This is a genomic window from Vibrio sp. 811 (assembly GCF_033339195.1).
This window is the reverse complement of record NZ_JAWOUB010000016.1, coordinates 37,412-57,250: the sequence shown is the minus strand read 5'-3', so window position 1 is coordinate 57,250 and position 19,839 is coordinate 37,412. Positions and strand designations below refer to the sequence as shown.

The following is a 19,839-nucleotide window of genomic DNA, read 5'->3' as shown; positions in this document are numbered from 1 at the left end:
ATTATTCATGAGTGATCAACGCAAGGTGAAACATGTCCTTGGCTTGTCAGGAGGCAAGGACAGTGCTGCTCTCGCAGTGTACATGGCTAGAAACTATCCTGAACTCGATATCGAGTATTTTTTTACTGATACAGGCAAAGAACTACCCGAAGTGTATGAATACCTAGAACAACTTGAAATTGTACTGGGTAAGCCAATTTTGCACATCAATGACAAGAAAGGTTTCGATTATTGGTTAGAGCAACACAATAATTTTCTACCAGCTGGTCAACAACGGTGGTGTACGATCCGCATGAAGCTCGAACCCTTTGAAAAATGGATTCGACCTTTTCTTAATGATGGTTATGAAGTCATCTCTTATGTCGGTATTCGCGCAGATGAACCTTGGCGAGACGGTTACCGCCCTAATGAAAATCAAAAATACCTCACTATTAAAATGCCATTTGCAGAAGACGGCATCAAAAAACAGGGAGTCCTAGACATCCTCGATAGTGCTGGGCTAGGTTTGCCTAAGTACTACGACTGGCGCTCTCGTTCAGGCTGTACGTTCTGCTTCTTCCAACGCAAGATTGAATGGGTTCGCCTGCGTGAAGAGCACCCTGAAGCCTTTGAGGAAGCAAAGGCTTACGAGAAAAGAGCAGAAACCAGTGCCAATGGTGAAACCTTCTTCTGGATGGGCCCTAATGAACCATTAGAAACACTCGAAGATCCTGAGCGTATCAAGCAAATCAAAGAAAACCACGAGAAAGTAAAGGCTCGGTTCGAAAAGAAAAAGCAACGTGAAAGAAAGCGCCGCTTAGGTATGCATGCTATGGTCGATGAAAGTATGCTCATCGACACGCTAGACATGGACGCGATGTATGACCTTGAAGAGGGCGGTGGTGCCTGTATCACTTGCTACAAATAAGTGAAAGCTGCAACAAAAAAGCGCTTTGTAAAACACAAAGCGCCTTCGACATTATGGTAGTAGGTTAAGCTTAGACTCGTAAGCTTAACAAACGCGCCTTCAAGGAGCTTTCCAATGCGTCAAAACGTTCAGACAAGGCAGCTTCAATATCCTCAATAGCCGAACCAGTAGAGATACGTTTAAACGAACCACCAATCAGAAGCGAATCCATCACAATATTGTTTTGTGGAATATCAGCAAAATAACGCGAGGGGTCCATTGAGCTAATCACATTATTCGCCGCACCAGAAATCAGTACTCGGTTTAACGGGCTATTTAAAATGTGATTAGGATCTTGACGGATATCCTCGGTTTTTTGCCCCAGTCCTTTTACTGAGCCCAGCGGGATAATATGGTGGTCATTCAAACCATCTGACGCATTCGCTGGCCACAACACAACGTCACCCTGCTCGTTCTTTCTGAATGCATTGAGTGGTTTAGTTTCTGTTGCATGTAAGTCATAACTAGGCGACACACTCAAAACGTATTGCAAAATCAAATTATGAATACCTTCTTTCGGATACTCATTTAAACGCTGCATCAATAGTTCTTTAGACGCAAACTTGTCATCTTGGAAAATCTGCGCTTCTCGATCCAAGATTACCTGTCCCTCTCCGTTAGCAACCCAGTTGTACAGCTGATTAATATCATCAATCACCACTGCACTTTGATCGTAAAGGTAACGACCAGAGAACGCACTCGTCCAATACCAGAACTCGACTTTTTTATGCACCGCAGCATCATTCCAAAAGCGATCTTCCGCGAAGATGAAAGCGATAGGCTGAATCATTAGCTTGTAGTGCAACTTGTTGGAGTTATAAACACCGCAGCGAATCAATAGGAACGAATATGCGCGCTGTACGGCCAAAGTCGCGGTTTCAATATACTTGCGGATAATTTCAGTATCTAGACTCAGCAACGTTTTTGAACTGGTATCTTTTTTCTTCACTTCAAAATCGTTGCCCGCTTCAAGCTCAATTTCACGACGAGCTAATGCAGTGCAGATAGCGAGAATCGCCTTAGAAAGGTAACCAGAAGGTAAGCCATCAGACAAACTGTCAAGCTCATTGAGATACAGACCACCTGATGCACCACTCGCGTGCTGAAGCGAAGAACAAAGGGTAACCGGTTTAATAAACATGGAACGAATGATAGAGCTGAGTGAGTATGTCGACGTATCCCCAGCAACGCTCTTTGCAACTTTAGCTGATACCAAATCAAAGTCATCAAGCTTCATACCACCATCGTTCAAATGACAGAAAATAGGAATAGCTCGGCGAATATCGTTGGTCACCAGACTATTGAGTTTATAGTCATCAAAAATATCACGAATTAAGTAGTTAGAAACGTTATTCTTCCACTCACTTTTGCAAGTGATGAAGATTTTTTCGATTTCTTCTGAGTAGACAATGCCATTTTCTTCACACTCTTCGATGGAATCAATACCATCAAAAAGCTGTGCCGTATCGTAATGTTCTTTAATGAATGCAAAATCGTCTTCGTATTTGTCACGAATTGCTTGCATGTTGATTTCAGCAATCCCCTCTAAAATGCGGTTCACTACGATCGACTTAGTACCGATCATAAACAGAGGAATCATGCCATATTCAACACAGTCGTTGACAAATTGAGTGATGACCTGTGGTTTAGTCTTACCCGTCTCGATGGCTTTGATTTGGTTGTATGGAGAAAACCACTTAGACACGCCTTTACTGTTGCGCTCATTGAACGTTTCACAGTTAAAAATATCGACGATATCATTAGGCTCGAAGTGATCAAGACCGTCTTTATCAAACACTACCTTAGTGGCATTGAAAACATCCGTAACGTTTTCATTCGCCTTACCAACAACCGGCACGCGAATAAACCAACGCACTTTCATAGGATTAGCTTTTCTCGAAATGAATTCAGACAGTTCGGCTTGGTCGGAGAACTGAGAGAAGTCAAACACATCATTAAATGCATTATACAGTGTAGTTGTTCTCTGCTGGCCATCGAGCAAATACTCGCAAGGGTCTGCACTAGCTAAAGTGTGTTGAACCGTTTCCCCAATTTTACGCAAAGCAAAATCGTTTGACTGCCCTTCTAAAATCAAGGAACTACCAACCGGGAACTTAAGCAGAATAGATGCAAGTAAGCTTTGTTGTTTTGCTGTTCCCCATTTGTAATCCCGCTGGAAGTCAGGCAATAACAAAGTTTGATCGTTAATTTTCTTAAACGTGTCACTGAGAGAGCGTTCCATAACCAACCTTAAAATTTATTTTTAGTCAATATTTTATGCGGTTATTTTCTATCATATAAACCATTCACTTTCCATTGTTAATACAAAAAACTAGCCAATACAAACACTTCTAACATTAATCTAATTACTCGCTCACACAAAATTAAGGATAAATATCAAAAATGAACTGAGAGTAGTAGAAACTCGAAGCTCTTTAAGGTGCTGCATTACCAATGCATTCTCCTTTTTCACAAGCAAGTGAACTATCCGGAAATTCTGGATAGTTCATCACAAGGCATTATTTCGATGGCTTTTGGATTCAAGTTCCAGTGCTAGTATCAAACCCACCAACCGAAAAACAACCCAAAAGCGCTCTTGCTCACAGCCAACCACGTGCTGCATCATGGGCTTTCACATGTGAAAGTTCATCAGCCCTCAAGCGCTTCAAACTGATCAAATCCCACAATAATCTAGAAATTTACCGTCACAATCCCATCAAAAGAAATAATCGACGCTCAGGTCCCACAATGATTGGAGTACAACTCCCTACATCCCCGCCAAAACAATAAAGCAACGAAAATAATCCGTAGCAACATCCCACAAAGATAGATATCTGGAAAGCACAAGGATAGGTCCCAGGAGAGGAATCGCTGCCATGCTTGCCAATCAGCGGTGGGACACGAGGAAAATTACGCACCCCAAAAGGGCAATTACAGATGCGTAAGTAACAGTACGTTTGCGCTACCTTGAGCAAAACAAACAAGGAGCCACTATGACTGTATTAAATGAACATTCCGCCGCCTATCAATGGCATCAACGAGCCCAGCAGCGACACCCCGAAAATGAACCAGAATGCTTTGAACTCGCGCTTTCCCAATCACTAAAAGCCCTTGCCGATATCGAGAACTTTGCAATGCAGGAGCCCTATTTGCTTGAGTTTTTAGCCAGTTGCTACGCGAACCAATTTTGGCGAATCCATCGAGCCCATAAGGACACCTCACCTGGCCGCTACGGCTGCCGTGTTCGGGTTCGCAATCATCGCTTTGAAGCGGCTTGGTACTACAACTGGTATATCAGTACCAATCAAATGACACAGCGACACAACAAAGAACAGCGTGTTCGCTCAAAGCATTTATCCAAAGGTAAAGGCTTTCGTTACCCACCGGGGCGCTTTTCAAAAGCCAACGCTGAATGGGAATCCGATCTTATTGAGTACACAGAGGATGCCTTCGCACTGATCCGCGAAGTGCGGCATGAAATCCTCACAATCAAACAAAAAGCGCAAATCTGTACAAAACGACTTCACAAACTTAGTGAACACTTTCAAAAAATGGAGAAGCAAAATGGCTAAGAAAACCATACCAAACGTCGGTATTACCGACTATTGCGGAGAGCTAGATCTATCAGATTTTGATATTGCACTGCCAGAACAATCTCCGTTGCCAGAATTAATCAAAGATTTACCTCTGTTTGTCGCCGATGAATCGAAGATACTAATGTTTGCGGCCAAAGACCTTGAAGCACGATTGGAAAATCTGTGCAAAGCTCTGACAGTTGAGTACAAAGTGAAATATCCAATGCGCTACAGATTCAAAGTCAAAAAATCAAAAGGCTTACCAGAGATCACATGGTATCGCCTCATTCTTCATCGCTTTCCAGACGAAGAGCTTGAAGAAAAAGAAGTATCCGAAGGGGTATTGAGACGTTTTTCAAACGCAATGTCCTGGGAGATCCCGCTGTATCTTCATTTGCTAGACCAGATCAACCGACTGGAACAGCGTGTGAAGCCAATAAGAGAGCTGTCTAGCCAGGTGAAAAAAACGATGCGAGCGATAAAAAAACTGCACATTTAGCTCTATCCAATCAGGAAGCTTCATGCCGTAAAATGAAGCTTCTAGCCACAGTTTGCATTTTCAAAATCGATGATACGCTGGTAGTAAAGTGAGGAGAAAATGCAGTGATGAGATTGAAAGTTCAGGTTGAAAAAATCAATGCTGAAAGCATCGAGGTCGCTTGGTTCACAGGGTTGAACAATCACGGTATCGTTACGGTTCAAATTGCTCAAAGTGAGTTCCGGTGCGCTGTAGCAGAGTTAACGGCGGCTAGGTTCTTAATTCTCGACAAACAGGTACTCGGGCGCTTACCAAACAGCGGTAAAGGTCTCGCACTCAGCCTAACCAAAGAAACCATTTTAGCGGCCAAGAATGAAGCTCTCAAAGCAGCCGCACTGTTTCTGTCCAACCGTCTATCCGGTATCAAACTTTATTCTGACGAGATTGTTGATATCACTCATCCAGAAACAAAAGACATTATTACGCCTTATGCTTCACCCTATCCTACGTTTGAGGTTGCAAAACTTGGCACCATCGCCATCAGTAACCATGCAATGCAACGCTACCAACAAAGACACAGGCAAGGTGATATTCGCAATCCGTGGCATAGCTTACAGAAGCAACTCTCCCATCCAAATCTAGAAAGACTAGCTTTGTCATCAAGAACACGTTTTCAAAAGCTACTCCGTTACGGAAGCGAGCAACATGAGATTTGGGCCAACCCTACAGGCAATATTTACTTTCAAATTGCATCCTTAGCAGAACACAAGTTGGTTGTGACGGTTTTTTCTCAGGTAACGCATGCTTTCGATGAAATTCATGCTTAGGAAAGCTAAGCTAAATAGAGATAGAAGATACTTGCAGGAGGTAAATATGGAACTTTGGATTTGGCTGGGTGGTTTATTACTGACAATAGCCGCAGTCGGTGGGATATTTTGGTATTCAGGACGACAGCGATAGCTTTATTACTGGTCGATGTTATCGAGCTCCTGCCTGATCTGCTCAATAAGCGCCTGCTTTTTAGTTTCACTGAGCTTTTCAATCAAACATGCCAGTTCTGCTGAGCTGTCGGAATCTGAAAAGAAAAACGCAACAGGCACACCAAGCTCCTGAGCAAGCTTTTGTAGCGTACCGATATCGGGCATATGACGCCCTTTTTCATAATGATTCATACGGCCACTCGCTGAACTTGGGTCCATACCCAAACGGATACCAAGCTCCCTCTGGCTGATACCAACGCGATTTCTTGCCTGTTTAAGGCGCTGTGGAAATGGATTTGTTTTAGACAAGTGAGAATCATCATCAACCTACGATGCTTAGATTTTCTAAGTTTTAATTATACCTGTATACTTAGGAAAACTAAGTACAAAATGGAGACTAAGATGAAAACACTAAAAAAGTTCGCACTCTTTTGCGTTTTTTGTCTTGGTGCGTTAGTGACTGCATATCAAAGCTGGGGAGTGGTGTTGATGGCCTTCCCAAGCGTTATTTGGCTACATAAGCCACTGGATGTTATCCACAAAAATAAGTACATCGCGTTGTTATTTTGGTTTGTACTCTTCTATATAAACTGGCTATTCGCCACTGCCGCCGCCCTCACCTATTTCTTCATTCATGTCTGGCATTTGCACCAACAGAACATTCCGCTCAATGACTCGTCTTGCGTTAAGCGAGCGCCTCGACGCATCAACCCAAGCACTGGTTTGTTGATGAAGAACAGGCACTTTGACATGACAGGTGAAGCTTATGGCTGGAAGATTGATTGATATGGGTAGGTGATGATCACACTCGCCCCTACAGGAAAGGATCGTAAATACAAAATGATCCACGATCCATAGCAAAAGCCCCCGATCAATAACTGATGAGTTTAATGATCAAAAGATATCTCCTGCTTATCCACAATGAGTCAACTTGGTGATCAACCGATAAATAACTGCAAAATCAAATTGTTTTGAAAAGGAAATCTCTCATGAAACCGAAGGCTAGGTTCACTCAGCTATCGTTACTAATTTTGCTCACTGGATGTGCCTCTACATCAACTCCTATCCAATATGACAACAGCCACAGCCGTGCTCATAACATTGCTCATGCAGGTGGGCTCTACCAAACAGAAGACAAAGTCATTCCAATGAGAGACTTTGAAGCATTTAAGCTAGCGAAAGCTGCCGCAGGAAATACATTGTTGCTTGGATGCCTATACAAGAAACGACATCCGCTCGAGACGCACAGCAAAAGTTGCTCTACCATTTCAACGAAGCCATCGAAACCGTGCTTCAAGAACAATCTATTCACTATGAGCGTACTAATGGCAATTCAGAACAAAAGGTAGAGTTCTACTTCCATAGTGCAGACTACCAATGTCCAAAATACCAAGCTGGTATGACAAACCAGGACCTATGCTATATCACCGCAGAAGTTTTCGAACCGAGAAGAACGATGTCACCATCTTTCATCAACGATGGACAGGAAAGTTTTGCATTTGAATCCAACCATCACGTCTACTATCAGAGATTTAGAATTTCGCCAGGCAAGAATAGTGACATCCCTTCTGATGCACTTTACGCTGCTATCAGTAGTAAGTTACCCGATTGGATCTTCATCTATATAGCAAAAGGGAACATTCACTTTGGTAAACAGACGATCACCGCACCTTACCTGCTAGAGAGAGGAAAACCACTCTTGTTTATCGTTGCTGAGGAGAAAGAAGGTGAAAGCAGATCCGGTTTCCCACCATTCCCACTTTTCCCATCCTGATCTATGATGGAAGTCATCTTGGGAAGTAAGAATTTGACCATAAATTGCAATTTGGTCCCCAATCGGTCCCCAAGACGTCGCACGAGGCCAGCTATTATGGGAAACTTCACTTTCTGTATCGGGAAGTAAATAATCGAACGCGCGGTGCTGAGCTTAACTCACACCGCGTTTCTTTTTGTACGGCAAGCCATCCATGAGCTTTAGCCGTCGCATTCAATAAGGAAGAAGTATGATCCACATTATTACAGGCAGCACGTTAGGTGGCGCAGAATACGTAGGGGATCACCTGAGTGATCTACTCAACGAGAATGGATTTGAAACAACGATCCACAACCAGCCTTCCCTCAGTGATATCGAAAATCAAGGTACGTGGTTGGTGATCACCTCTACACATGGAGCTGGTGAGTATCCTGATAATATCCAACCTTTTATCGCAGCATTACAAAATACACCGCCAAAAATGACTGATGTAAAATTTGCGGTGATTGCGATTGGTGACTCTAGCTACGATACGTTCTGTGCCGCTGGTCAACACGCTTATGATTTATTAGAGGATATTGGTGCAACCCCTCTCGCAGATTGCTTTAAAATCGATGTACTGAGCCATGATGTGCCAGAAGACGCCGCAGAGATGTGGTTAAAAGAGAATATCGAACGTTTTTAAACTCACGACTTTCCCTTCAACAGAGTCGAAATTCGGCTCTGTTTTCTCCCATGTGAATAACTCCCACCAAATTATTTTGTTTAACCGCTCAAAAACCAACCAAACAGACTGTGGATAACTACAATAAGATCCAGTGATTTTCCTTTAGTTATCCCAATAACAACTTTGATCAATTTTACCCCCTGTGTATAACCACCACTTTTGATCCCAGGTAATCCTCGATCTGATCCAATCATGATCACAAGATATGATCCAAAGAAGATCCATGATCTTGTTGATCATTTTTAGGTTATCCACAGAAACGGTCGATCTTAATAGTAGATCTAATAAAAGATCATATATATAGATCTTATATATTTATCTTGAAGCTTAAAACGGATAAAACGAGAAAACGTTTTTCTCTCTGGCATAAAGCAGGTAAAATACGGCTCCTTTATCTGTCCATTAAATCCCTTTGAATACCTGAGGTCAGTTCATGCTTTATCACGAAAACTTTGACGTCATTGTTGTCGGTGGCGGACACGCAGGAACGGAAGCCGCGCTCGCATCTGCACGCACAGGACAAAAAACGCTTCTCCTTACCCATAACATCGATACATTAGGCCAGATGTCTTGTAATCCGGCGATCGGTGGTATTGGTAAAGGTCACTTAGTAAAAGAAGTAGATGCTATGGGCGGTTTGATGGCTGAAGCCATCGACCATGCAGGTATTCAGTTTCGTACACTAAATGCCTCCAAAGGTCCTGCAGTACGAGCAACTCGAGCTCAAGCCGATCGCGCTCTGTACAAAGCGTACGTTCGTAATGCATTAGAAAATGCGCCTAACTTAACGTTGTTCCAGCAATCAGTTGATGATCTGATTGTTGAACAAGATCGCGCAGTTGGTGTGGTAACTCAAATGGGACTTCGCTTCCATGCGAAAGCCGTTGTGCTAACCGTGGGTACCTTCCTTGGTGGTAAGATCCACATAGGTATGGAAAGCTCGTCTGGTGGTCGTGCCGGGGATCCACCATCGATCGCATTAGCGGATCGACTGCGTGAACTTCCGTTCCGTGTGGATCGTTTAAAAACAGGTACTCCACCGCGCATTGATGCTCGTACTGTTGATTTTTCAGTGCTAGAAGCTCAGCACGGTGATAACCCAACGCCTGTATTCTCGTTCATGGGCAAACGTGAACAGCATCCGCGTCAGATTCCATGTTTCATCACCCACACCAATGAACAAACTCACGATGTGATCCGTAGTAACTTGGATCGCAGTCCAATGTACGCAGGTGTGATTGAAGGTATTGGTCCTCGTTACTGTCCGTCTATAGAAGACAAAGTGATGCGTTTCGCTGACAAAAACAGCCACCAAATCTTCATTGAGCCAGAAGGCCTAACCACGCACGAGTTATACCCTAATGGTATCTCGACCAGCTTGCCATTTGATGTGCAAGTACAAATCGTGCGCTCAATGAAAGGGTTTGAAAATGCACACATCGTTCGCCCAGGTTATGCGATTGAATATGATTTCTTCGATCCACGTGATTTGAAGCAAACGTACGAGACGAAGTTCATCCATGGTTTGTTCTTTGCTGGCCAGATTAATGGTACGACTGGCTACGAAGAAGCCGCAGCGCAAGGCTTGATGGCCGGTCTAAACGCAAGCTTGTTTAGCCAAGACAAAGAAGGCTGGAGCCCACGTCGTGACCAAGCTTACATGGGCGTGTTGATTGATGACTTATCGACCATGGGTACCAAAGAGCCGTACCGCATGTTCACTTCTCGTGCGGAATACCGCCTGCTACTTCGTGAAGATAATGCCGATTTGCGTTTAACGGAAAAAGCGCGCGAGCTAGGCTTGATTGATGATGTTCGTTGGGCTCGCTTTAACGAGAAAATCAACAATATGGAAACGGAGCGTCAGCGTTTGAAAGCAACGTGGATGAATCCGAAGTCAGAGGGTGTTGATGAGTTGAACAAGCTACTGAAAACCCCAATGGCCCGTGAAGCGAGTGGTGAGGATCTTCTGCGTCGTCCAGAGATCACTTATGCGCAACTGACGCAACTTGAAGCGTTTGCTCCTGCTCTTGAAGATCAGCAAGCGGCTGAGCAAGTTGAAATTCAAGTGAAATACGATGGTTACATCAAGCGTCAGCAGGAAGAGATCGAAAAATCACTGCGTCACGAAAATACCAAGTTACCTGCTGATTTGGATTACCGCGATGTAAAAGGTTTATCAAACGAAGTCGTTGCTAAACTGAGCGAGGCCAAACCAGAGAGCATCGGTATTGCATCACGCATTTCTGGTATTACGCCTGCTGCAATTTCTATTCTACTTGTTCACTTGAAAAAGCATGGTTTGCTGAAGAAAGGTGAGGAAGAATAATGAGCGCATTGCGAACAAAGCTGGATTCACTGATCGCGAAAACCGATTTGGAAGTGTCAGAACAGCAACGAGAGCAGTTAGTTGGTTATGTCGAACTGCTCGACAAATGGAACAAAGCGTACAATTTAACATCGGTACGTGATCCGCTTGATATGTTAGTGAAACATATTCTTGATAGTATCGTTGTAAGCGCACACCTGCCCGGTGAGCGCTTCATTGATGTTGGTACTGGTCCGGGGTTACCGGGCATCCCTTTGGCAATCATGAACCCTGAGAAAACCTTCTTTTTGCTCGACAGTCTTGGCAAACGCATCCGTTTTATCAAGCAAGTCGTGCACACATTAGGGCTGAAAAACGTGACACCAATTCAAAGTCGCGTCGAAGAATTCCAGCCTGAAGAAAAATTTGATGGCGTTTTGAGTCGAGCTTTTGCTTCAATGACAGACATGGTGGAATGGTGCCACCATTTGCCGAAACAAGAGCACGGGGTGTTTCTAGCGCTGAAAGGACAGCACCCTAAAGATGAAATGGATCAGCTTCCTGAATGGTGCAGTGTGACAGAGATCATATCTTTGGCTGTTCCTGAGTTGGAAGGTGATCGTCATCTAGTAATCTTATCGCGCAAGGAAAATTAGCGAGGTAATCGTGGGTAAAATTGTAGCAATCGCCAACCAGAAAGGTGGGGTCGGCAAAACAACAACGTGCATTAACTTAGCGGCTTCGATGGCGGCAACAAAGCGCAAGGTTTTGGTGATCGATCTCGACCCGCAAGGTAATGCTACGATGGCCAGTGGCGTGGATAAGTATATGGTCGACGCCACCGCATACGATCTTTTGGTCGAAGATACACCGTTCGATCAAGTCGTTTGTACCCAAACAACAGGGAAGTATGATTTGATCGCGGCGAACGGAGACGTAACCGCGGCAGAAATCAAATTGATGGAAGTTTTCGCTCGTGAAGTGCGTCTAAAAAATGCATTGTCGTCAGTTCGCGATAACTATGATTTCATCTTTATTGATTGTCCTCCTTCTCTAAACCTTCTTACAATCAATGCGATGGCGGCAGCTGACTCAGTGCTGGTGCCGATGCAATGTGAATACTTTGCGTTAGAAGGTTTAACTGCTCTTATGGATACAATCAGCAAGTTAGCGGCTGTTGTGAATGAAAACCTCAAAATCGAAGGTTTATTGCGTACCATGTACGACCCACGCAACCGCTTATCGAATGAAGTATCCGATCAACTTAAAAAACACTTTGGGAATAAAGTTTACCGTACTGTCATTCCGCGTAATGTTCGTTTGGCTGAAGCACCAAGTCACGGTAAGCCTGCAATGTACTACGATAAGTACTCCGCAGGTGCCAAAGCGTATCTTGCTCTAGCGGGCGAAATGCTCCGCCGCGAAGAAATCCCAGTTTAACTCTAACCTAAGGAATTCAATCCCATGTCTAAGCGTGGTCTCGGAAAAGGACTGGATGCGTTATTGTCGACCAGTTCGTTTGCTCGTGAAAAACAGCATATTGCATCGCATAGCCAAGAATTATCGGCAGACGGTGAGTTAACCGATTTAGCGATTGGTCAATTGCAGCCGGGCGTATACCAACCGCGTAAAGATATGGCGCCTGAAGCGCTAGAAGAACTAGCGGCTTCGATTCAATCACAAGGCATTATTCAACCAATCGTGGTTCGCCAGGTCGAAAATGGTCAGTTTGAGATCATCGCAGGTGAGCGCCGCTGGCGTGCTGCAAGGCAGGCGGGTTTAAAACGCGTGCCGTGTTTGGTGAAAAAAGTTGAAGATCGTGCCGCCATCGCCATGGCGTTGATTGAAAACATTCAACGTGAAGACTTGAATGTGATTGAGGAAGCCCAAGCGCTTGAGCGTCTACAAGATGAATTCACGCTGACACATCAGCAAGTGGCCGATGTGATTGGTAAATCAAGAACGACGGTGAGTAACCTATTACGTCTGAATCAGTTGGAAGTTGATGTAAAAGGTCTGGTTGCAGATAAAAAATTGGAAATGGGTCATGCTCGAGCTCTGTTAGCGTTAGAAGGCGAACAGCAAGTCGAAGTAGCTCAACAAGTGGCTAAGAAGCAAATGACTGTTCGCCAAACCGAACAGTTAGTAAAAAAGTGCTTAGCCCCACAAAATGAGCAAAAAGGGCAACAAGAGGATACCGAAGCCGAGCAAATGTCGCATAAATTGAGTCAGCTGCTTGATGCAAAAGTTTCTCTTACCCGTTCTGCAAACGGAAAAGCGAAATTGACGATAAGTCTTGATGAGCCTCACAAATTGGACCAACTAATTGCCAAGCTTGAGGCCTAGATGAGATAATTGATTTAGGTCAATTAATCTAATTAATCGAATTTTGTGCGAAAGTTGTCGTTTTGTAAACAAAACTGTAAGTTTTTGATGCAATCGAATTGCTTTACGTTGAACTGAACGTATAATTTTCGCCAATTTCCCAGCACAGAGAGTTAAGTGCGAAGTGGATATTACTAGAGGTACGAATACATGGTAGCTGCGTTAGCTAGACCAGGACGAGAGCTCGCAAGGCAATTGTTAATGATCCAGTCTGGCGCGGTTATTTTTGTGGCAGCAGGAATGGCGGTAGCCATAAATCCTGACTGGGGATTTTCAGCGCTGATTGGCGGAGGCATTTTTGTTGTTGCCAATGCAGTATTCGCGCTGTGTGCTTTCATGTTTAGTGGAGCTCGCGCTGCCAAGCGCATCGCTGCTTCCTTCTATACGGGTGAAGTACTGAAAATTCTCATCACGGTTGCACTGTTCTATGTTGCCTACATGTATATGCAGGTGGAACTTGTTCCCCTCAAACTAACCTATTTGCTGGTACTAGGTATTAATATCTGTGCACCAGTGCTATTCATTAACAACAAAAAATAGGATGAGTTATGGCTGCGCCAGGTGAAGCGCTAACATCGTCCGGTTACATTGCCCACCACCTTTCTAACCTATCGCTATACAAGTTGGGTTTAGTAGGGTCGGAGACAAGTTTCTGGAACGTACATATCGATAGCCTGTTTTTTTCTTGGTTTACTGGTTTAATTTTCCTCGGAATTTTTTACAAAGTAGCAAAGAGAACAACAGCGGGTGTACCGGGTAAGCTTCAGTGTGCTGTAGAAATGATCGTTGAATTTGTCGCCGATAACGTCAAAGACACGTTCCATGGACGCAACCCACTGATCGCGCCTTTAGCACTGACTATCTTTTGTTGGGTATTTTTGATGAACGTGATGGACTTAGTTCCTATCGACTTCTTACCATACCCAGCAGAGCATTGGCTAGGTATTCCTTACCTTAAGGTTGTACCGTCTGCTGATGTGAATATCACCATGGCTATGGCTCTAGGCGTTTTTGCATTGATGATTTACTACAGCATCAAAGTAAAAGGTCTAGGTGGATTCGCAAAAGAACTTGCACTACATCCATTCAATCACCCACTGATGATTCCGTTTAACCTACTAATTGAAGTGGTATCGCTATTAGCGAAACCTCTATCACTTGGTATGCGTCTATTCGGTAACATGTTCGCGGGTGAGGTTGTATTCATTCTTTGTGCGGCAATGCTACCATGGTACTTACAATGGATGGGTTCACTACCGTGGGCAATCTTCCATATCTTGGTTATTACGATTCAAGCCTTCGTATTCATGATGTTGACAATTGTTTACCTGTCAATGGCACACGAAGATCCTGATCATTAATTTTTTTAAAGCTTTTTATTTGGGCACTAAGCCAACAACTATAAATTGGAGATAGTAATGGAAACTTTACTGAGCTTTTCTGCAATCGCCGTAGGTATTATCGTCGGTCTTGCTTCTCTTGGTACAGCGATTGGTTTCGCACTGCTAGGTGGTAAATTCCTAGAAGGTGCTGCACGTCAACCAGAAATGGCTCCTATGCTACAAGTTAAGATGTTCATCATCGCGGGTCTACTTGATGCGGTTCCAATGATCGGTATCGTAATCGCGCTACTATTCACTTTCGCAAACCCATTCGTTGGTCAACTAGGTTAATCACCTTTAACTCGGGACGGGCGATTATCGCTTGTCACTGATTAACACTAAGTCCAAATAGAGGGGTAGCTGTTGTGAACATAAACGCAACTCTGCTAGGTCAAGCAATCTCGTTCGCACTATTTGTGTGGTTCTGCATGAAGTATGTATGGCCACCATTGATGCAAGCGATCGAAGAGCGTCAGAAGAAAATTGCTGATGGTCTTCAAGCAGCAGAACGTGCTGCGAAAGACTTGGATCTAGCACAAGCCAACGCTTCTGATCAATTGAAAGAAGCGAAGCGCACAGCAACTGAGATCATCGAACAAGCGAACAAGCGTAAGTCTCTAATTCTTGATGAAGCTCGCGAGGAAGCTCAGGCAGAACGCCAGAAAATCCTAGCGCAAGCAGAAGCAGAACTTGAAGCTGAACGCAATCGTGCACGCGATGAGCTGCGCAAACAAGTTGCTACTCTGGCTGTAGCTGGTGCTGAGAAAATCCTTGAGCGTTCTATCGATAAAGATGCGCAAAAAGATATTCTCGACAACATTACTGCAAAACTTTAAGTCTGGGGGCGCATATGTCTGATTTGACTACTATCGCACGCCCCTATGCTAAAGCAGCCTTCGACTTTGCTTTAGAGAAAGACCAGTTGGACCAATGGGGCCAAATGTTATCTTTTGCTGCTGAAGTGGCCAAAAACGAACAAATGAACGAACTACTAACGGGTTCGGTTTCTGCTGACAAAATGGCAGAAATTTTTGTTGCAGTTTGCGGCGAACAAGTTGATGCGCACGGTCAAAACCTTTTGAAGGTAATGGCTGAGAATGGTCGTTTAGCGGCCCTTCCTGATGTTTGTAAAGAGTTTTTTACTCTGAAAAAAGAACATGAGAAAGAAATTGATGTTGAAGTAATTTCAGCAACAGAGCTTTCTGATGAACAACTTGCAAACATTGGCAGCAAACTTGAAAAACGTCTTGAACGCAAAGTGAAGCTGAATTGCAGTGTAGATGAGACCCTACTTGGTGGGGTTATTATTCGAGCCGGAGACCTAGTCATCGATGACTCAGCGCGTGGTCGTTTGAACCGCCTGAGCGATGCATTGCAGTCTTAATGGGGATTGGAGCATGCAACTTAATTCCACGGAAATTAGCGATCTGATCAAACAACGTATCGAATCTTTCGAAGTTGTTAGTGAAGCTCGCAACGAGGGTACTATCGTATCGGTAAGCGATGGTATCATCCGCATCCACGGCCTAGCGGACGTGATGCAAGGTGAAATGATTGAATTACCGGGTGGCCGTTATGCACTGGCACTTAACCTTGAGCGTGACTCGGTTGGTGCGGTTGTAATGGGCCCATATGCTGACCTTAAGGAAGGCATGAAAGTTACAGGTACTGGCCGCATTCTTGAAGTGCCAGTTGGTCCAGAACTACTAGGCCGCGTAGTAAACACGCTGGGTGAGCCTATCGATGGTAAAGGTCCAATCGAAGCGAAAATGACTTCGCCTGTAGAAGTGATCGCACCAGGTGTAATCGACCGTAAATCGGTAGACCAACCTGTGCAAACTGGTTATAAGTCAGTTGACTCAATGATCCCAATCGGTCGTGGTCAGCGTGAGCTTATCATCGGTGACCGTCAGATTGGTAAAACAGCACTGGCGATCGACGCGATCATCAACCAGAAAGACTCTGGTATTTTCTCTATCTACGTAGCAATCGGTCAGAAAGCATCGACTATCGCTAACGTTGTTCGCAAACTAGAAGAGCACGGCGCACTACAAAACACTATCGTTGTAGTTGCATCAGCTTCTGAATCTGCAGCGCTTCAATACCTAGCGCCTTACGCAGGTTGTGCGATGGGTGAATACTTCCGCGATCGCGGTGAAGACGCACTGATTGTTTACGATGATCTATCTAAGCAAGCGGTAGCTTACCGTCAGATCTCTCTACTACTGAAACGTCCACCAGGCCGTGAGGCATTCCCAGGTGACGTATTCTACTTACACTCGCGTCTACTAGAGCGTGCAGCTCGTGTAAACGAAGAGTACGTAGAGCGTTTCACTAACGGTGAAGTGAAAGGTAAGACTGGTTCTTTGACTGCTCTTCCTATCATCGAAACTCAAGCAGGTGACGTTTCAGCATTCGTACCGACTAACGTAATCTCGATTACCGATGGTCAGATCTTCCTACAAACTGAGCTATTCAACGCTGGTGTTCGTCCTGCTGTTGACCCAGGTATCTCAGTATCTCGTGTAGGTGGTTCAGCTCAGACGAAAATCATCAAGAAACTATCAGGTGGTATCCGTACAGCACTAGCTGCATACCGTGAACTAGCGGCATTTGCTCAGTTCTCTTCTGACCTTGATGACGCAACGAAGAAACAGCTAGACCATGGTCAAAAAGTTACAGAACTAATGAAGCAGAAGCAGTACGCTCCAATGTCTGTATTTGACCAAGCTCTAACTATCTTCGCGGCAGAGCGCGGTTACCTTGATGATGTAGAACTTAACAAAGTTCTAGATTTCGAGGCGGCTCTACTATCGTACGCTCGCGGTCAATACGCTGAACTAGCAGCTGAGATCGACAAGTCTGGCGCTTACAACGATGAAATCGAAGCTCAGTTGAAGAAACTGACTGACGACTTCAAAGCAACCCAAACTTGGTAATTAGGTCGGTGGCAGTTTCTGCCACCAACTAACGGAGAGTAACGATGGCCGGCGCAAAAGAGATACGTAATAAAATCGGTAGTGTTAAAAGCACTCAGAAAATTACGAAAGCGATGGAAATGGTAGCAGCTTCAAAAATGCGTCGTTCTCAAGATGCAATGGAAGCTTCTCGTCCATACGCTGAAACAATGCGTAAAGTGATCGGTCATGTGGCTAACGCAAACCTAGAGTACCGTCATCCGTACCTAGAAGAGCGTGAAGCTAAACGTGTTGGTTACATCATCGTTTCGACAGACCGTGGTCTGTGTGGTGGTTTGAACATTAACGTGTTCAAAAAAGCCGTTACAGACATGCAAGCATGGAGAGAGAAGGGTGCTGAGATTGAGCTAGCCGTTGTTGGCTCAAAAGCGACAGCTTTCTTTAAACATGGTGGCGCAAAAGTTGCGGCACAGGTTTCTGGTCTTGGAGATAATCCAAGCCTACAAGACCTAATCGGCTCTGTTGGCGTAATGCTGAAGAAATACGATGAAGGTGAACTGGACCGTCTATATGTAGTATTCAACAAGTTTGTAAATACTATGGTTCAGCAACCAACGATCGATCAATTGCTACCTTTGCCTAAATCGGACAGCGAAGAGATGCAGCGTGAGCATTCATGGGACTACATCTATGAGCCTGAACCAAAACCTCTACTGGATACGCTATTAGTGCGTTACGTAGAGTCTCAGGTATACCAAGGTGTGGTTGAGAACCTTGCTTGTGAGCAAGCGGCTCGAATGATTGCGATGAAGGCTGCAACGGATAACGCAACCAGTTTGATTGACGATTTGGAACTTGTGTACAACAAAGCCCGTCAGGCTGCGATTACACAAGAACTATCAGAAATCGTTGGTGGTGCAGCTGCGGTTTAAGCTTAGGTAAAACGAAATAGTTTAGAGGATTAACGATGGCTACAGGTAAGATCGTACAGATCATCGGTGCGGTAGTCGACGTAGAGTTCCCACAGAGCGATGTACCTAGTGTATATGACGCTCTAAACGTAACGGACTCAAAAGAGCGTCTAGTTCTTGAAGTTCAACAACAGCTAGGCGGTGGCGTAGTTCGTTGTATCGTAATGGGTAGCTCTGATGGTTTACGTCGTGGAGTAGAAGTGGTTAACACTGGCGCTCCAATTTCAGTACCAGTAGGTACTAAAACTCTAGGTCGTATCATGAACGTCCTAGGTGACGCGATTGACGAGCGTGGTGAAGTGGGTGCGGAAGAGGTTTACTCTATCCACCGTAGTGCACCAAGCTACGAAGAGCAATCAAACGAAATTGCACTTCTAGAAACGGGCGTTAAAGTAATCGACCTAATTTGTCCATTCGCTAAGGGTGGTAAAATCGGTCTATTCGGTGGTGCTGGTGTAGGTAAGACCGTTAACATGATGGAACTTATCAACAACATCGCACTACAGCACTCAGGTCTATCAGTATTTGCTGGTGTTGGTGAGCGTACTCGTGAAGGTAACGATTTCTACTACGAGATGCAGGAAGCGGGCGTTGTAAACGTTGAGAAGCCTGAAGAATCAAAAGTAGCGATGGTTTACGGTCAGATGAACGAGCCACCAGGTAACCGTCTACGTGTTGCACTGACTGGTCTAACAATGGCAGAGCGTTTCCGTGACGAAGGTCGTGACGTACTACTGTTCATTGATAACATCTACCGTTACACACTTGCAGGTACAGAGGTATCAGCACTACTAGGTCGTATGCCTTCTGCGGTAGGTTACCAGCCAACTCTTGCAGAAGAGATGGGTGTACTTCAGGAGCGTATCACGTCAACGAAATCAGGTTCTATCACGTCTGTACAGGCGGTATACGTACCAGCGGATGACTTGACTGACCCGTCTCCAGCAACAACGTTCGCGCACTTGGATGCAACGGTTGTACTTAACCGTAACATCGCTGCAATGGGTCTATACCCTGCGATCGACCCGCTAGATTCAACATCTCGTATGCTTGATCCACTAGTCGTTGGTCAAGATCACTACGAAGTTGCTCGTGGTGTTCAGCAGACTCTTCAGCGCTACAAAGAGCTGAAAGATATCATTGCTATCCTAGGTATGGACGAGCTATCTGAAGAAGATAAGCAAGTTGTATCTCGTGCACGTAAGATTGAGCGTTTCCTAACTCAGCCTTACCACGTAGCAGAAGTATTTACAGGTGACCCTGGTATTTACGTACCTCTAAAAGAGACTCTACGTGGCTTTAAAGGCCTACTAGCTGGTGAATACGACGACATTCCTGAGCAGGCATTTATGTACTGCGGTAGCATCGACGATGCTATTGAGAATGCGAAGAAGCTATAAGGCTAACTAGGAGGCG

20 protein-coding genes and 1 pseudogene are annotated in these 19,839 nt (G+C 44.6%); 19 read left to right on the top strand and 2 right to left on the bottom strand.

The annotated features are described in order from the left end of the window. Nucleotides 1–7 precede the first annotated feature (7 nt). Nucleotides 8–907, top strand: a complete 900-nt coding sequence (locus tag R7Q46_RS19465) for a phosphoadenosine phosphosulfate reductase family protein (protein ID WP_031850114.1) — start codon at nucleotides 8–10, stop codon at nucleotides 905–907. A gap of 70 nt (nucleotides 908–977) precedes the next feature. Here R7Q46_RS19465 and R7Q46_RS19460 read toward each other — a convergent pair whose 3' ends face one another. Then, nucleotides 978–3,188 carry a DUF262 domain-containing protein gene (locus R7Q46_RS19460; protein WP_069520607.1) on the bottom strand — a complete coding sequence of 737 codons (2,211 nt, stop codon included), beginning with the start codon at nucleotides 3,186–3,188 and terminating at the stop codon, nucleotides 978–980. Between the two features lie 751 nt (nucleotides 3,189–3,939). On the opposite strand from R7Q46_RS19460, the gene mobI reads away from it, so the two are divergent. From mobI to R7Q46_RS19445, 3 genes are all read left to right on the top strand, one after another. After that, nucleotides 3,940–4,518 (top strand): conjugative transfer protein MobI(A/C), encoded by a 579-nt coding sequence (gene mobI, locus R7Q46_RS19455; RefSeq protein WP_053308111.1) that lies wholly within the window; start codon nucleotides 3,940–3,942, stop codon nucleotides 4,516–4,518. After that, complete coding sequence (locus R7Q46_RS19450) at nucleotides 4,511–5,020, top strand: hypothetical protein (protein WP_053308110.1); 510 nt, start codon at nucleotides 4,511–4,513, stop codon at nucleotides 5,018–5,020. Before mobI ends, R7Q46_RS19450 begins: the two co-directional genes overlap by 8 nt. Nucleotides 5,021–5,127: 107 nt before the next feature. Continuing rightward, the gene (locus R7Q46_RS19445; RefSeq protein ID WP_053308109.1) at nucleotides 5,128–5,826 is read left to right on the top strand and encodes a hypothetical protein; all 699 of its coding nucleotides are present in this window, start codon (nucleotides 5,128–5,130) and stop codon (nucleotides 5,824–5,826) included. Nucleotides 5,827–5,964: 138 nt separating this feature from the next. On the opposite strand, the gene R7Q46_RS19440 is transcribed toward R7Q46_RS19445, so the two are convergent. Beyond that, on the bottom strand, nucleotides 5,965–6,288 hold the full coding sequence (locus R7Q46_RS19440) for a helix-turn-helix domain-containing protein (protein WP_078558403.1): 324 nt from the start codon (nucleotides 6,286–6,288) through the stop codon (nucleotides 5,965–5,967). 93 nt (nucleotides 6,289–6,381) lie between these two features. Between R7Q46_RS19440 and R7Q46_RS19435 the strand changes: the two genes are divergently transcribed. The 15 genes and pseudogenes from R7Q46_RS19435 to atpD all read left to right on the top strand — a co-directional run bounded on the left by R7Q46_RS19435 (nucleotide 6,382) and on the right by atpD (nucleotide 19,823). Next, the gene (locus R7Q46_RS19435) at nucleotides 6,382–6,765 is read left to right on the top strand and encodes a hypothetical protein (RefSeq protein ID WP_053308108.1); all 384 of its coding nucleotides are present in this window, start codon (nucleotides 6,382–6,384) and stop codon (nucleotides 6,763–6,765) included. Nucleotides 6,766–6,968: 203 nt separating this feature from the next. After that, nucleotides 6,969–7,753, top strand: a pseudogene (locus tag R7Q46_RS19430) (hypothetical protein). A gap of 229 nt (nucleotides 7,754–7,982) precedes the next feature. Further along, nucleotides 7,983–8,417, top strand: coding sequence for an FMN-binding protein MioC (mioC, locus tag R7Q46_RS19425; protein ID WP_005378900.1), 435 nt, complete (start codon nucleotides 7,983–7,985; stop codon nucleotides 8,415–8,417). A gap of 475 nt (nucleotides 8,418–8,892) precedes the next feature. Next, entirely contained in the window at nucleotides 8,893–10,788 is a 1,896-nt protein-coding gene (gene mnmG / locus R7Q46_RS19420) for a tRNA uridine-5-carboxymethylaminomethyl(34) synthesis enzyme MnmG (RefSeq protein ID WP_062730794.1), read from the top strand. Beyond that, nucleotides 10,788–11,423 (top strand): 16S rRNA (guanine(527)-N(7))-methyltransferase RsmG, encoded by a 636-nt coding sequence (gene rsmG / locus R7Q46_RS19415; protein WP_005378902.1) that lies wholly within the window; start codon nucleotides 10,788–10,790, stop codon nucleotides 11,421–11,423. Before mnmG ends, rsmG begins: the two co-directional genes overlap by 1 nt. Nucleotides 11,424–11,433: 10 nt before the next feature. Continuing rightward, complete coding sequence (locus tag R7Q46_RS19410; protein WP_005383838.1) at nucleotides 11,434–12,207, top strand: ParA family protein; 774 nt, start codon at nucleotides 11,434–11,436, stop codon at nucleotides 12,205–12,207. A 24-nt stretch (nucleotides 12,208–12,231) separates the two neighbouring features. Beyond that, nucleotides 12,232–13,113, top strand: coding sequence for a ParB/RepB/Spo0J family partition protein (locus R7Q46_RS19405; protein ID WP_005383840.1), 882 nt, complete (start codon nucleotides 12,232–12,234; stop codon nucleotides 13,111–13,113). Nucleotides 13,114–13,302: 189 nt separating this feature from the next. After that, nucleotides 13,303–13,692, top strand: a complete 390-nt coding sequence (locus R7Q46_RS19400) for a F0F1 ATP synthase subunit I (RefSeq protein WP_005378921.1) — start codon at nucleotides 13,303–13,305, stop codon at nucleotides 13,690–13,692. 8 nt (nucleotides 13,693–13,700) lie between these two features. Continuing rightward, a complete protein-coding gene (atpB, locus tag R7Q46_RS19395) occupies nucleotides 13,701–14,513 on the top strand; it encodes a F0F1 ATP synthase subunit A (RefSeq protein ID WP_005378922.1) in 813 nt (270 codons plus the stop codon). Nucleotides 14,514–14,570: 57 nt separating this feature from the next. After that, a complete protein-coding gene (atpE, locus tag R7Q46_RS19390) occupies nucleotides 14,571–14,825 on the top strand; it encodes a F0F1 ATP synthase subunit C (RefSeq protein WP_002540812.1) in 255 nt (84 codons plus the stop codon). Nucleotides 14,826–14,899: 74 nt separating this feature from the next. Then, nucleotides 14,900–15,370, top strand: coding sequence for a F0F1 ATP synthase subunit B (gene atpF / locus R7Q46_RS19385; RefSeq protein ID WP_318077713.1), 471 nt, complete (start codon nucleotides 14,900–14,902; stop codon nucleotides 15,368–15,370). A 14-nt stretch (nucleotides 15,371–15,384) separates the two neighbouring features. Next, nucleotides 15,385–15,918: a F0F1 ATP synthase subunit delta gene (gene atpH / locus R7Q46_RS19380; protein ID WP_005378930.1), complete on the top strand. Its 534-nt coding sequence runs from the start codon at nucleotides 15,385–15,387 to the stop codon at nucleotides 15,916–15,918. Between the two features lie 13 nt (nucleotides 15,919–15,931). Continuing rightward, on the top strand, nucleotides 15,932–17,473 hold the full coding sequence (atpA, locus tag R7Q46_RS19375) for a F0F1 ATP synthase subunit alpha (protein ID WP_005378931.1): 1,542 nt from the start codon (nucleotides 15,932–15,934) through the stop codon (nucleotides 17,471–17,473). Nucleotides 17,474–17,517: 44 nt separating this feature from the next. Continuing rightward, nucleotides 17,518–18,384, top strand: coding sequence for a F0F1 ATP synthase subunit gamma (atpG, locus tag R7Q46_RS19370; RefSeq protein WP_005378932.1), 867 nt, complete (start codon nucleotides 17,518–17,520; stop codon nucleotides 18,382–18,384). Between the two features lie 35 nt (nucleotides 18,385–18,419). Next, nucleotides 18,420–19,823: a F0F1 ATP synthase subunit beta gene (atpD, locus tag R7Q46_RS19365; protein WP_005378933.1), complete on the top strand. Its 1,404-nt coding sequence runs from the start codon at nucleotides 18,420–18,422 to the stop codon at nucleotides 19,821–19,823. Nucleotides 19,824–19,839 lie beyond the last annotated feature (16 nt).

Bases quoted from the DNA above. Each gene is read 5' to 3' on its own strand.
- R7Q46_RS19405 (WP_005383840.1), top strand. From the start codon at position 12,232: ATGTCTAAGCGTGGTCTCGGAAAAGGACTGGATGCGTTATTGTCGACC.
- atpE (WP_002540812.1), top strand. From the start codon at position 14,571: ATGGAAACTTTACTGAGCTTTTCTGCAATCGCCGTAGGTATTATCGTC.
- atpA (WP_005378931.1), top strand. From the start codon at position 15,932: ATGCAACTTAATTCCACGGAAATTAGCGATCTGATCAAACAACGTATC.
- rsmG (WP_005378902.1), top strand. From the start codon at position 10,788: ATGAGCGCATTGCGAACAAAGCTGGATTCACTGATCGCGAAAACCGAT.
- R7Q46_RS19435 (WP_053308108.1), top strand. From the start codon at position 6,382: ATGAAAACACTAAAAAAGTTCGCACTCTTTTGCGTTTTTTGTCTTGGT.
- R7Q46_RS19445 (WP_053308109.1), top strand. From the start codon at position 5,128: ATGAGATTGAAAGTTCAGGTTGAAAAAATCAATGCTGAAAGCATCGAG.
- atpB (WP_005378922.1), top strand. From the start codon at position 13,701: ATGGCTGCGCCAGGTGAAGCGCTAACATCGTCCGGTTACATTGCCCAC.
- mnmG (WP_062730794.1), top strand. From the start codon at position 8,893: ATGCTTTATCACGAAAACTTTGACGTCATTGTTGTCGGTGGCGGACAC.
- atpD (WP_005378933.1), top strand. From the start codon at position 18,420: ATGGCTACAGGTAAGATCGTACAGATCATCGGTGCGGTAGTCGACGTA.
- atpG (WP_005378932.1), top strand. From the start codon at position 17,518: ATGGCCGGCGCAAAAGAGATACGTAATAAAATCGGTAGTGTTAAAAGC.
- mioC (WP_005378900.1), top strand. From the start codon at position 7,983: ATGATCCACATTATTACAGGCAGCACGTTAGGTGGCGCAGAATACGTA.
- R7Q46_RS19450 (WP_053308110.1), top strand. From the start codon at position 4,511: ATGGCTAAGAAAACCATACCAAACGTCGGTATTACCGACTATTGCGGA.
- atpH (WP_005378930.1), top strand. From the start codon at position 15,385: ATGTCTGATTTGACTACTATCGCACGCCCCTATGCTAAAGCAGCCTTC.
- mobI (WP_053308111.1), top strand. From the start codon at position 3,940: ATGACTGTATTAAATGAACATTCCGCCGCCTATCAATGGCATCAACGA.
- R7Q46_RS19400 (WP_005378921.1), top strand. From the start codon at position 13,303: ATGGTAGCTGCGTTAGCTAGACCAGGACGAGAGCTCGCAAGGCAATTG.
- R7Q46_RS19465 (WP_031850114.1), top strand. From the start codon at position 8: ATGAGTGATCAACGCAAGGTGAAACATGTCCTTGGCTTGTCAGGAGGC.
- R7Q46_RS19460 (WP_069520607.1), bottom strand. From the start codon at position 3,188: ATGGAACGCTCTCTCAGTGACACGTTTAAGAAAATTAACGATCAAACT.